The sequence below is a fragment of the Bacteroides sp. NGMCC 1.200775 genome (genome assembly GCF_040798045.1).
Classification (GTDB): Bacteria; Bacteroidota; Bacteroidia; order Bacteroidales; family Bacteroidaceae; genus Bacteroides; species Bacteroides hominis.
This window is the reverse complement of record NZ_JASCQK010000003.1, coordinates 282,685-295,285: the sequence shown is the minus strand read 5'-3', so window position 1 is coordinate 295,285 and position 12,601 is coordinate 282,685. Positions and strand designations below refer to the sequence as shown.

Annotated in this window: 9 protein-coding genes and 1 pseudogene; 5 read left to right on the top strand and 5 right to left on the bottom strand. The window is 41.6% G+C overall.

Going from position 1 to position 12,601, the window contains the following annotated elements:
• Nucleotides 1–14: 14 nt before the first annotated feature.
• From QK890_RS10405 to QK890_RS10395, 3 genes are read right to left on the bottom strand one after another with little or no spacing between them, the layout of a single operon-like run.
• Complete coding sequence (locus tag QK890_RS10405; RefSeq protein WP_032539772.1) at nt 15–2,174, bottom strand: FISUMP domain-containing protein; 2,160 nt, start codon at nt 2,172–2,174, stop codon at nt 15–17.
• Between the two features lie 5 nt (nt 2,175–2,179).
• Nucleotides 2,180–3,487 (bottom strand): OmpA family protein, encoded by a 1,308-nt coding sequence (locus QK890_RS10400; RefSeq protein ID WP_032531980.1) that lies wholly within the window; start codon nt 3,485–3,487, stop codon nt 2,180–2,182.
• Nucleotides 3,488–3,518: 31 nt separating this feature from the next.
• Nucleotides 3,519–4,367 (bottom strand): AraC family transcriptional regulator, encoded by an 849-nt coding sequence (locus tag QK890_RS10395; protein WP_032531981.1) that lies wholly within the window; start codon nt 4,365–4,367, stop codon nt 3,519–3,521.
• Between the two features lie 328 nt (nt 4,368–4,695).
• Between QK890_RS10395 and QK890_RS10390 the strand changes: the two genes are divergently transcribed.
• Nucleotides 4,696–5,286: a peptidylprolyl isomerase gene (locus tag QK890_RS10390; RefSeq protein WP_032539742.1), complete on the top strand. Its 591-nt coding sequence runs from the start codon at nt 4,696–4,698 to the stop codon at nt 5,284–5,286.
• Between the two features lie 93 nt (nt 5,287–5,379).
• On the opposite strand, the gene QK890_RS10385 is transcribed toward QK890_RS10390, so the two are convergent.
• Together QK890_RS10385 and QK890_RS10380 are read right to left on the bottom strand one after the other, a co-directional pair.
• On the bottom strand, nt 5,380–5,898 hold the full coding sequence (locus QK890_RS10385; RefSeq protein WP_005781307.1) for a hypothetical protein: 519 nt from the start codon (nt 5,896–5,898) through the stop codon (nt 5,380–5,382).
• A 108-nt stretch (nt 5,899–6,006) separates the two neighbouring features.
• The gene (locus QK890_RS10380) at nt 6,007–7,293 is read right to left on the bottom strand and encodes a serine dehydratase subunit alpha family protein (RefSeq protein ID WP_005808324.1); all 1,287 of its coding nucleotides are present in this window, start codon (nt 7,291–7,293) and stop codon (nt 6,007–6,009) included.
• A gap of 175 nt (nt 7,294–7,468) precedes the next feature.
• On the opposite strand from QK890_RS10380, the gene QK890_RS10375 reads away from it, so the two are divergent.
• The 4 genes and pseudogenes from QK890_RS10375 (at nt 7,469) to QK890_RS10360 (ending at nt 12,565) form a co-directional block, all read left to right on the top strand.
• Nucleotides 7,469–8,596: a glycoside hydrolase family 43 protein gene (locus QK890_RS10375; protein ID WP_032539741.1), complete on the top strand. Its 1,128-nt coding sequence runs from the start codon at nt 7,469–7,471 to the stop codon at nt 8,594–8,596.
• Between the two features lie 149 nt (nt 8,597–8,745).
• The gene (locus tag QK890_RS10370; RefSeq protein WP_005808332.1) at nt 8,746–9,840 is read left to right on the top strand and encodes a PCMD domain-containing protein; all 1,095 of its coding nucleotides are present in this window, start codon (nt 8,746–8,748) and stop codon (nt 9,838–9,840) included.
• 10 nt (nt 9,841–9,850) lie between these two features.
• Nucleotides 9,851–10,633 (top strand): porin family protein, encoded by a 783-nt coding sequence (locus QK890_RS10365; protein ID WP_032539739.1) that lies wholly within the window; start codon nt 9,851–9,853, stop codon nt 10,631–10,633.
• Nucleotides 10,634–10,891: 258 nt separating this feature from the next.
• Nucleotides 10,892–12,565: pseudogene (locus QK890_RS10360) on the top strand (IS1182 family transposase).
• The last annotated feature ends 36 nt before the right edge of the window (nt 12,566–12,601 follow it).

Sequence of the window (12,601 nt, the reverse complement as noted above, 5' to 3'; positions counted from 1 at the left end):
TCCTGTTTTAAAGATTAGTCTTCTCTCAAAATCCGTACGCTATACCCCACCGAATTGTTATCTCCACTATTAAACCCAAGCTCGGAAGAAGTTGCAGATAACCTGAATACAGCACCGACACTCTCCAGGCTGGCGCTACTCCACCAAATACCGGCTTGCTGAAGATCGTTAAACGAAAGACCGTCAGCAGCCCTATATCCCCCTCCGAAACCGCCAAAACCAGTGAGATCAGTTCCGCCGGCAACATTCCAATGTTCTGTCCCGGCTTCCTTCAATAACGTACCGGCATTGGTGCCCAGAAAAGCCCTCAATATAGATACGATATCAGATTCCGTAGGAAGTTTCCATCCGTCGGGTACTACTTTCTTTGCTGCCACCCAATTGTACAAAACGCCATAAGATATTTTATTGGCAAAAGCTCCCGTAGCGGAGGCATCCTGATAATCATACACGGCACAAGCACCTGAACCTGTATCTTCAAATCCACTTTCTTTCCAAGCATGCCCCGATAAGTTAGTTTCGACAGGACTTCCATCAGGATAACTAAGCGTCCGTAAATTTTCCATGGTCCAATACTGTTTACCTATTTTCACGATGCGATAGGTGTTACCATCCACATCAGTCAGTTTTTCCGCTTGCAGGCCATCTCCGAAATCCGGTTCCCGTCCTTTCAACGAACTGTCGGTATAGAATTCCGCCCCGTCTTCAGTATAGATATACATGACTGCCGGCCGGTCGGCAGCAGGAGCATGATAGCCCGTACCGTCGTGCTGCACCGTGCCTCCTGTATTCGTGATAAGCCCCGCCCCATAAATTCCTCCTGTCAGATAAGGATAGACAATCGTTGCAGACTGCTTTAACTCCCGCTGATATTCCCGGCAAAGCTCTCCCACCTTTTTACCCCAAAGACGGATGTTGTAGACATAAGAGCCTTTGAAATCCGGAAGCATTATCCTATAAAGCATACTCACGGCGAAAGAGCTCCGTGCTGCTTCTTCTGTGGTATTCGTACTCCTCAGTACTACATCTCCGGATAATGCTACGCCCGCTGCTCCTGCCAAAGGAGCTTCAAGGGCCAGTGTACCTGCATCAAAATCAACCGTTGCCTTCCATCCCTCCGGAACATCTACCGATAGCCGTTCCTTAGAGATACCCTTACAACTGAAAGCAATCACCCGGGACTCGCCACGACTGAAGAAGAGCAGTTTGCGTCCCTCCGGCACCTCAATAGAAGGTTTTCCCACCGGTATTTTAAATTGGGTTGCTCCCCCACTTAAAGTAAACTCTATATAATCCGGATCATTATATTCCACCTTCTCAAACACAGACACGGCATCTTTTGCGTTGGCAATTATTTTCTTTCCACCCGCCTCAATCCATGTTTCAGGATCGGAGGACCCTATCTTCTGTGTCCAGTAATAATTATCGTCACCGCCATCAGCCACCGTCCACTGTTTCACTCCTAACTGAGGAGTCCGTCCATCATGGACCGCAGAGACTGCCTTTATCCGGTTTCCGTCATTGTCCGCCAGATAATATGGTTCACCGGAACCGACTTTTACAGTCCAGTAATATTCCGAGTCAGTGGGGTCCTGCATAATGCCGACCACCGGATTCTGTCCGGGATCACCTTGTTCTCCTTTGCTTCCGTCCGTACCATTAGCTCCATCTTTACCGTCTGTTCCATCCACGCCATCCTTGCCATCGGAGCCATTCGTTCCATCCACACCATCTTTACCATCGGTGCCGTTCTCTCCATCTTTACCATCCGTACCATCGGCACCGTCTACGCCATCTTTGCCGTCCGCACCATCTACACCATCCTTGCCGTCCGTACCGTCAATACCGTCTTTGCCGGCATCTCCATCGGGACCCGTATTTCCCTTCTTTCCGTTACGAATAGTGATCGGGGCACTTCTGGAAAAGGAGATGGTATATCCCGTACCATCCGCCAACTCCTCAATGTGAGTGATGTTGTCTCCTATCTTGTCAATATTGACAATCACCTGAAGATTATAAATATCTTCATTCAATTTTCTGCATAACTCTGTCAGCTCCTGCAGTTCTTTCTTCTGATCGCCTTGTCTGTCAAGTAAATCGTTGAAATCGGATTCCTTACAGCCATGCAGCAACGGAATCAATAACAACAACAGATATATTCTCTTTCTAATCATAGTTTTCATTTTTGAATTTCAACAATAACTCGCCTGGCAAGTACACTGTAGCTGTTAGGATCGGAAGTAAGCGTATCTATACACTCTCCTTTCACGTTGATACGTTTGCTGTCAATTCCCTTCTTTTCAAGGTAAGCTGCCAACACCTCCGCACGCTGTAAAGAGATTTTTTGATTAATATCCGGATTACCCGTATGATCGGCATAACCCAAAAGAATGACTTTCAGATCAGGATACTTTTTTAGGGTTTCCACAATGCGGGATAATTCATTTTTGTATAAAGCTACATTCAGATAAGCCGATCCCCTCTTAAAGTAGACAGGAGGCAACTCATTGAATCCCAGCACCGGATTGGATTCCACTCTCTCTTTCGCATCCGTTTGCGCTTGCTGCAACTGCATATTTAAGGAAGCTATTTCCTGTTTCATCCGGTTCTTCTCTATCGAATCCTCCGTACAGCAAACAGGTGTGGGTAAGTTCACCGCGCGCTCCTCTATATATCTTACCGCAATATCTGTCACATGCTTTGAGGCATAAAGGGCATTATCTTGTTTCTTCTTACCCACTTTCCATATCAAGGAAAGCCCGGCACTCGTCATAAAATGGTCTTTTGACTTGATAAGGGTCGACACACCATCCATCTTATTATTATTGACCCATATAATTCCCGTACGCAACTGTACGTCAAAAGCGCGTGAAATCTTGTAACGCAAAGAGAGATCTCCCCCTACTCCAAAGTTCCAGTCATCAGTCTTTTTGCCTGACAACGGGCTCTTATCCGCCTTATTTACTAACTCCGTAGAGAAACGTTGTGCATAAACAGCAGGACTCAGCAATACCGTCCAACGCCGGTTGCCCCGGTTGGGTCCAAAGAAGTTATTTACATTCAGATTCATCTGTAAGCCAAGATTGGTGAAGTGTACTTTCGAAAACACATCCTTATACTTCCAGGTAGTAAAGTCCTGCTTGGTATAATAAGTCATTCCGTCAGCACTCAGGAGGTAATCGGACGCATAAGATTTTGCGCCCATTCTGGTATATCCGGTCCGTGCGGATGCCTCTATACCTATCCACGAATTGATCTGATAGCCTGCAAATCCCCCAAACTGAGACCCGACATAAGTTTTATCTGCCGAAAATGAAGTAAAATCACCGAATAAAAAGGGAGTAGCATACTCTGCCCCGAAGTACCAATGGGAATACGATTTGAGAGGTTCATCGGCCCCAACCGATGTTTTTGTCTGGGCAAAGCCGTTACAAAACAGCAGAGACAAGAAAAGGAAAAGAATGACTCTTTTACATTCTGTTTCCATACAACAACGAATTTTTAACATAAGCTCCAATTTAAGAATTATTGTTTGTTTTCAGTTTCTTGCGAAGTTCGCAAGGTGTAAGTCCATATTGTGACCTACAAAATTTATTAAAGTGTGAAGGAGACGAAAACCCAAAGTCATCGATAATCTGGCTAAACTCATCACCATATACGGTAATGCGATAAATAATTCGTTGTGATTTCCGATTGAGGAGCCAACGATAAACCGATACTCCGAATTGCTCTTTAAATTTAACCCGGAAATTGGTGACCCCGTATCCTAACAGACTGGCCAACTCGCCTACATTTTTTGCACTGAGATAGTTTTCCAGTATCTGTTCTTTGAATTTGGATGACTGTTCCGTCAAAGAGCTGAATAAAATTGCAAGTTCCTGCTCATTATAAACAGAATTCAGAATATAAAACAGTTCCTGCCGTTTCGTTATATACAAGGAGACATCATCTAATTTCATCTCCAGATACAGCACCAGAAGCTGTAGAAAAGAGTTCAATGGCTCCGCGAATCTGAGTCCTGTACCTTTCAGAGCAGACTTGTCCTGAAAGGAAGCATAAGGCCTAAATGTCAGCAAATCATGTACAATTAAATCGCCGAATGCAAACAGAATGACTTGTGTATCTGAAAGCATCTCACAAACATGATCATTTTCTTTATCCCAAAAGAAGATATGCCGCTCGTCAATAATAGCTAATTCTTTCTCACCAGAAAAAACTTTCATAGTGCCACTCATGATAAAAATTAAAACATTGCTATCCATTTTCGGCAAATGGCTTCCTTGCACAATGGTTAAAAATCTAAATCCTGTTTGAAAGACCTGATTTTGCAGTAAATCAGAAGATAAATTGTCCAGTAAGGTTTTCATAGGTTTATGTATGTTGTAAAAAAAACAAAAGACACACTAACATCTTATTAATAAATAATACAAAGAAAACCCTTTGACAACTCAATCCGTTTATACATTTTATTTATTTTGTTATATATAATAACGAAATAAAATACTTTTTTTCATTTAAGTAAAATTGAGACATGGCATTCCTTATTTTCATAAAATCACCGCCTATCAGCCAACAGGTATTAATTTCTACTACGAAAGAATAAACTCCATACCAGTCCACAAATCTCTGATGATTAATTCGTATCTTTGTCCCCACGGAAAATCCGAATTTTATTAATAACATTATAAAGAACAGATGGAAACAGCAGAAAACAAGTACATCACTGTAGCTTACAAACTGTATACAACAGAAGATGGCAAAAAAGATTTAGTAGAAGAAGCAACAGCCGAACATCCCTTTCAGTTCATTTCCGGTTTGGGTACTACGCTTGAAGCTTTTGAATCACAGATAGCAAACCTCAATAAAGGAGATAAGTTTGAATTTACCATTCCTTTTGCCGAAGCTTACGGTGAATATGATGAAGAACATGTGATTGATCTTCCGAAAAACATCTTTGAGATTGACGGAAAATTCGATAACGAACATATCTATCCGGGAAATATCATCCCTCTGATGAATTCAGAAGGCCAGCGCCTGAACGGTAGCGTAGTTGAGGTAAAAGCCGACACTGTGGTAATGGATATGAACCATCCGTTGGCAGGTGAAGATTTGACTTTCGCGGGTGAAGTTGTTGAAAGCCGTCCGGCTACAAACGAAGAAATCCAGGAAATGGTTAAAATGATGACCGGTGAAGGTGGTTGCAGCTGCGGAAGTTGTGGTGACGGTTGCGGTGACGACTGCGGAGATAGCTGTGGAGACAGCTGCGGTTGCGGGCATTGCCATTAATTGAGCGATTATCTATAAAATAAAAAACGGTGAACATACTGCACATGCATGGTATGTTCACCGTTTTATTATATCAAAATGTGTATAGCACACCTATTTCACGATCTCTATCAAAAAAGAGTCCTCACTGTATTCCTTACCATTCAAATAAAGTTTCTTATGTATCGTAGGATCCTGTTTCTTCCAGGTGATGTATAAGTCAAATTTCACCACGTCTTTTGTCCCGTCTCCCCAATGGATCGTAAAAGTCTCTCCCTTATATTGATGTTCCGGAGAAAACTCACCAAAAGAAAGAACACGCTTTTTCTCTTTACCCAGTAGCTCTTTTCTTAATCCTAAAGAGCGGGGCATATTAAACCGCGTATCCACAGAGTTTTCCAGCGGAAAGGTCTTACCTTCGTATTCCACCGTAATTTCATTAGCCAATAAATTTGATGAAACCTGCGGGTCCAACAGGTTAGCCCCGGCAGCATCCTTCACCGAAAAATAAATATTATAGTTTATGAAATCCCAGATATAATCCCCCGGGCCGTCCTCTTTCTCTTCTTCTCCATAACAACCGGTTGCCAGAAGCGGAAGCAATAGAAGCAACCATACAAAGTAATTTTTCATATATTCAGCATTAATAGTTCGTCATTCCGTCAAAGTTCTTTATATCAAGAAAATGAAAGAATTAGCCTTTTACTGCTTATCTTCTGGTTTTTAACACATTGTTTAACATTAGCACCCTTTATGGGTCATAATATCAAGCACCACCTTATCTGTTTCATTCATCCCCTGAGATCCAATCCGCGTCAAATTGCGGATACTTTGATCAACATCTTCATCAATAATTCCTTCTACCGAAGTTACGCAGCGATTCTCCATAGCCATTACAGCGGACAACACAGCTGTTGACACTCCTGTCGTCACCTTCAAGGCACAGCTCGGTTTCGCACCGTCACATATCATTCCGGTCAGGTTGGCTATCATGTTTTGAACAGCAAAAGCCACTTGCTCATAACTGCCTCCCATCAACCAGGTGATTCCACAACTGGAACCGGTAGCAGCTACCACACAACCGCAAAGTGCAGAAAGACGTCCCAGACTTTGCTTAATATAAATCACAGTCAAATGACTCATCATCAAAGCACGGATCAGTTCCTCTTCCGGTTTTCCGTTTTCTTCGGCATAAACCACTACAGGCAATGTAGCAGAAATACCTTGATTACCACTACCCGAGTTACTCATAACAGGAATCATCGCTCCTGCCATGCGTGCATCACAAGCAGCCGATGTATACGAAAGAATATGTGAAAACACACTGTCGCCCATAATCTTATGTTCATAGGTTCCGCGAAGCATCTTGCCCAATGCGTGACCATAATCTCCCTGAAAAGACTGTTCGGCAGCTTTCTTGTTAAGCCTTGCCGTTTCAAGAATAAAACGGATTTCATCCAGCGGAGCAGTCAGTGCAAAGTCATACACTTTCCGCAGAGTGAGTTCCAGTTCCTCTTCTTCCTCTTCTTCACCGGAAACCTGCTGTTTATTTAATAGTATTTCATCTCCTTTGGCTACATAAACAAATGTAGTATGTCCCCCGGAAATAATAGCTGTTGCCTGCTCTCCACCGGCTTCACACATCACCTCTATGTAAAGTTTCTCCGTAATGTTTTCCTTCAGCGAAATACAGATACGCTTTTCATCAATCAACTTCTTCCCTTCTTCCACAGCTTCCGGAGAGCTGTCTTTCAACACTTCAAGTTGATAATCCGACTTTCCGATCAACGCTCCCAGAGCCACTGCAATAGGCAACCCAATCATCCCCGTACCGGGAATTCCCACTCCCATCGCATTCTTCAGGATGTTAGCACTCAATAATACTTTTATTTTTTCCGGTTTAGCTCCTAAGGTTTCTGTAGCCTTTGCTACACACAGCGCAACTGCAATCGGCTCTGTACATCCGATAGCCGGAATCACTTCCCGCTGCACTAAAGCAATTATCTGTTTTCTTTCTGACTCAGTCATCTATTCAAGGTTTATATTTTGCACAAAAGTAGGAAATATCCTCTTATAAACCATTCATTTAACTAAAGAATATCCCACCCGGACAAGTTAAGAGTTTTACAATCGGTTTACTGGTTATTTAAGAATTATCATGTATCTTTGTCTCTCAATTACAAATACTTAATAAAAAAGAGCAATGAATAAAGGATTTACACTAAAAGCCCTCTTTCTGTTATGTTTTCTTTTCTCGCAAACAGCCAAAGGGCAATCCTTCACTCCCGGAAAAATATGGCCGGACAATCATCAGGTCCATATCAACGCACATGGTGGAGGTATTTTGTACGACAACGGAACCTACTATTGGTTTGGCGAACACAAAACAGAAGGTGACACCGGCAACGTTGCCAATGTAGGAGTGCATTGCTACTCTTCCGATAACCTATATCATTGGAATGATTGTGGAATAGCACTGTCAGTGATCGAAAATAACCCCGAACATATCATTTCTAAAGGATGTATCCTTGAGCGTCCCAAAGTCATATACAACCCTCACACTAAAAAATATGTCATGTGGTTCCATCTCGAGCCCAAAGGAGCCGGATATTCGGGAGCTTTAAGCGGAATCGCCGTAAGTGACCGGGTGACAGGTCCTTACACCTTCTTAAAAGCCGTCCGCCCCAATGCAGGTTCATGGCCTGTCAACGTACTGCCGGTCCATAAAACCGCCCGCAGACCTTCTATCGAAGAAGAACGTCAATGCACAGGTGGTAGTCTTCCTGCACATCCCGACAGCCTCAATATATTGGGACGCGATATGGAACGGGGACAGATGGCACGTGATATGAATCTGTTTGTCGATGATGACGGCAAAGCCTATCACATCTATTCTTCCGAAGAAAACAGCACCTTACATATTGCCGAACTTGATTCATCTTATACCGGCTATACAGGAAAGTACACCCGAATTTTTATCAACCGATTTATGGAGGCTCCCGCCATGTTTAAGAAGGATGGTAACTATTACCTTATCATGTCCGGATGCACCGGGTGGAGTCCTAATGCAGCACGGTCTGCAATAGCTTCCTCCATTTGGGGAGAATGGAAAGAATTAGGGAATCCCTGCGTAGGTCAGGATGCGGACCTGACTTTCCATTCGCAAAGTACTTATATTCTTCCGGTGCGGGGTAAGAAAGACCAATTTATATACATGGGCGACCGTTGGACACCCCAAAATGCAATAGACGGACGTTATATTTGGCTTCCAATTTATTTTGAAGGCGAAAAACCTGTTATCAAATGGAAAGATTCATGGACTTTAGACTAAAAACGCACCATTCTGAACATTATGACCGTTATAAAATGTTGTATTGTAGGTGTTCAAATGTATCTTTTCAAAAAAGAAACTTAACTTTGCAGCCAAGTTTACAAAAAATCAACTAAACTAAAAGGATTATTAATCAAAAACAGAATCGAATGAAATTAAAGAATCTGATAGCCTGTTTCTTTCTGGGCTTTATAATGGTTTCTTGCATACAAGACGAAGCACCTAATGCAGAAGCAGACATCATTGCATGCACTGTACCGGGTGATGTTCTCAATCGTGATCCCATCATCGAAAACAAGAAAGTTACATTAATTGTAAAAACAGGAACAGATATAACCGCATTAGCACCTAAGTTTACTTTGACTCCGGGAGCTTCTATTGTCCCTAATAGTGGAACTATACTTGATTTTACCACACCTCAATATTATGAAGTAACTTCTGAAGATGGAAAATGGAAGAAAAAATATGAAGTAGGAGTAACTTTCTCAGGTATTACTAACACAATGTATCACTTTGAGAATATTAAGTTCGACTCAGAGGGAAAATACCATATTTTCTACGAAACAGATGCACAAGGGAAAGAAACCATGACTTGGGCAAGTGGCAATGCCGGCTTTGCTTTTACCGGTGTAAAAGCAAAAGCAGAAGAATATCCAACAAGTCAAGCAAACAATGGCGTCGAAGGGAAATGCTTAAAACTAACAACTTGCGAAACAGGTTATTGGGGCTCGTTGCTTGGAATGCCAATTGCAGCGGGTAATCTATTCTTAGGTAGTTTTGAAGTAAAGCCTACCGATATTCTCCGTTCAACCAAATTCGGAACCCCTTTTTCAAATATTCCAACTTCAATTACCGGATATTATAAATATAAGGCAGGAAAGTCATTCCAAATAGATGGTAAACCTGTAGATAACAAAAAAGATATCTGTGATATTTATGCCGTATTTTATGAAACAGATGAAAAATTGTCTACACTTGACGGAACTAACGTATTGGCAGAAGATAATACTTATATCGTATCAGTAGCTCGGATTAAAGATGCAAAAGAAACTGATGAATGGATTAAGTTTGACTTACCATTTGAATATCGTACTGGTAAATCAGTAGATATGGAGAAACTCAAAGCTGGAAAATATAATTTAGCTATTGTATTTTCTTCAAGTATACGCGGAGATCATTTCGAAGGTGCTCCAGGAAGTACACTTTACATTGATGAGGTTCTATTAAATTTCACTAACAAGTAAAAATGAAAAAATGAAAAAGTATATACTTATAGGCCTGCTCGCTTTTATCGGCACAATCAACACTTTAAAAGCCCAAGAAGAACGGAATCATGGTATTATTTGGTCTGCACTACATGGGCTTGAATATGAAATAAAAGCAGGTTTCAACGTTGGAGGTGCTTCACCACTCCCATTACCTGCAGAAATACGTGCACTCACAGGGTATAGCCCTACTATATGCTTAGCTATAGAAGGCAATACAACCAAATGGTTTGGTAAAGACTCTAAATGGGGAATGACTTTAGGATTACGTCTTGAAACTAAAGGTATGGAAGCCAAAGCACGTGTAAAGAATTACAGTATGGAAATTATAGGGGATGGCGGCGAACTTTTAGCAGGCTACTGGACAGGAAAAGTAAAAACTAAATATAGAGGTTCTTATTTCTCAATTCCAGTAACAGCCGCTTATAAACTTAGCCAACGTGTTAGAATTAATGCCGGTCCTTATGTTTCATTTATGACCAGTGGTGACTTCAATGGACATGTGCATGATGGATATCTACGCAAAGACACCCCCACTGGAGAAAAAGCAGAATTCGAAGGAGATAAAATAGCTCCTTATGACTTCTCTAAGGACCTAAGCAATTTTCAATGGGGATTTCAAGCTGGTGCCGAATGGAAAGCATTCAAACATCTAAATGTATACGCAGATTTAGTCTGGGGATTAAATGATATCTTTAAAAAAGACTTCAAAACAATTACATTCAATATGTATCCCATATATCTAAATATAGGATTTGGATATGCATTTTAATTAAAAAAGACATATTTCATTTTAGTAAGCTCGTATAAATCCTAATACCTTGGACTTTATACGAGTTTTTTATACAATAATATTCTAATACACTTCTTTGAAGACAAACTAACAACATACAGATAATATCACTTTAAAAAAGAAGCATAACAATAGATTCCACTGAATTCCAACAACCCAAACAATTAACAAAAAAATCCTAAGCATTAATACTACATAATAAAAAGTTTTTGTAACTTTAGGCATAAAGTTTTCGTTATGGCAAAGTTACATTTTCGTCCTTACATTCCCAACCAAACCGTTCTTTCTCCACAAAGAATCGATGAAAACATAGCTGCGAACGCCCCGGTGCGCATTGTCAATGCTGTTGTAGATAATCTCAATCTTGATAATTTCAAGAAGCTTTATAAGGCGGTCGTTGTCCTTATCATCCTAAAATGATGCTTAAAGTGATTATCTACGCCTATATGAACAATATCTATTCGTGCCATAAAATAGAGAATCTTCTTTTGCGTGACATTCATTATATCTGGCTTTCCGGCAACGAGCATCCGGATTTTATTACCATCAACCGTTTCCGTAATCGTGTAAAAGAGGAGATAAATACCGTATTCACTCAGTTGGTTCTTGTCCTTGCCGATAAAGGTTTCATCAGTCTTGACGTGGAGTATATTGATGGCACCAAGATTGAGTCCAAAGCCAACAAATATACTTTTGTCTGACACAAGACTGTCAAAAGGAACCGTTCAAAGCTGATGGATAAGATTCGCATCCTTCTGGAGCAGGTGGATGAGGCCATTGCATAGGAGAACTCCGTAAAAGACACGCCCGTTCAATTCACTCCCTCCATGCTCTCAGACATAGTGGATGAACTTAAAGAAGCCCTGGAACACCACCCGATAACAAAGGATAAGGAACAAAAGAAAGCCCTGCGCGAAAAGAAGAAACAGATCAGGGAACTCGAGGGGTACCGTGATAAGCTGATAGAATACGATAATCACCTTGATACCCTCGGGGAACGTAATTCCTATTCTAAAACCGATCCTGATGCCACATTCATGCGCATGAAAGAAGACGCCATGAGGAACGGGCAGACCAAGCCCGGATATAATCTGCAAACAGGTACCCAGAACCAATTCATCATAGACTTCCGGCTGTTTCCCAACCCTACCGATACACTGACCCTCATACCTTTTTTCCACTCCTTCCGGCACCGCTATAACCGCTTACCCAGTATCGATGTGGCAGACTCCGGTTACGGGCTCGGAAGAAAATTACCGGTTCATGCAGGAGAATGGGATAGAAGCCTTTCTCAAGTACAACTACTTTCATAAAGAACAGCGTCCCCATTATACTCCCAATCCATTCCAGGCGGAAAGTCTCCATTACAATGCGGAAGAGGATTATTACGTTTGCCCTATGGGACAGCACATGAACCGTATAGGAACCAAATGTGATAAAACAGCGGGCGGATACATCACCGAAAGTGCCCGGTATAAAGCCAAAAGATGCCAAGGTTGCCCTTTGCGTGGCAGTTGTTTTAAAGCCCGGGGGAACCGTATTATAGAAGTCAACCACCGGTTAAATCAATACAAACGGCAGGCACGGGAAAGGTTGCTCTCAGAAGAAGGTATCAAGCATAGAGGCAGGAGGTGTATAGAACCGGAGGCTGTATTTGGACAAATGAAATCCAACATGGCATACCGACGCTTCCGGCATGTTGGAGAAGACAAGGTTACAATGGACTTTGCTTTCTTTGCTATAGCCTTTAATATCAAACAAATGTGTGCTAAACTGCTAAAAGCAGGGAAAGGGCTCATTACAGTTGTCAAATATATGTTTATGGGACTATTTATAACCCGGTATAATTGGAATATACAAACTTGTGGCCAAATGGATGAGAAAAAGCAGTATAGGCAAAAGAAAATATAGCAGAACTGTAAACTATAAAAAAGGTTGTGCCAACGT

What these genes read in the sequence shown, in the direction of transcription:
- QK890_RS10380 (WP_005808324.1), bottom strand. Translation starts at nt 7,293, where the DNA reads ATGACTGAGTCAGAAAGAAAACAGATAATTGCTTTAGTGCAGCGGGAA.
- QK890_RS10375 (WP_032539741.1), top strand. Translation starts at nt 7,469, where the DNA reads ATGAATAAAGGATTTACACTAAAAGCCCTCTTTCTGTTATGTTTTCTT.
- QK890_RS10405 (WP_032539772.1), bottom strand. Translation starts at nt 2,174, where the DNA reads ATGATTAGAAAGAGAATATATCTGTTGTTGTTATTGATTCCGTTGCTG.
- QK890_RS10385 (WP_005781307.1), bottom strand. Translation starts at nt 5,898, where the DNA reads ATGAAAAATTACTTTGTATGGTTGCTTCTATTGCTTCCGCTTCTGGCA.
- QK890_RS10370 (WP_005808332.1), top strand. Translation starts at nt 8,746, where the DNA reads ATGAAATTAAAGAATCTGATAGCCTGTTTCTTTCTGGGCTTTATAATG.
- QK890_RS10365 (WP_032539739.1), top strand. Translation starts at nt 9,851, where the DNA reads ATGAAAAAGTATATACTTATAGGCCTGCTCGCTTTTATCGGCACAATC.
- QK890_RS10395 (WP_032531981.1), bottom strand. Translation starts at nt 4,367, where the DNA reads ATGAAAACCTTACTGGACAATTTATCTTCTGATTTACTGCAAAATCAG.
- QK890_RS10390 (WP_032539742.1), top strand. Translation starts at nt 4,696, where the DNA reads ATGGAAACAGCAGAAAACAAGTACATCACTGTAGCTTACAAACTGTAT.
- QK890_RS10400 (WP_032531980.1), bottom strand. Translation starts at nt 3,487, where the DNA reads ATGGAAACAGAATGTAAAAGAGTCATTCTTTTCCTTTTCTTGTCTCTG.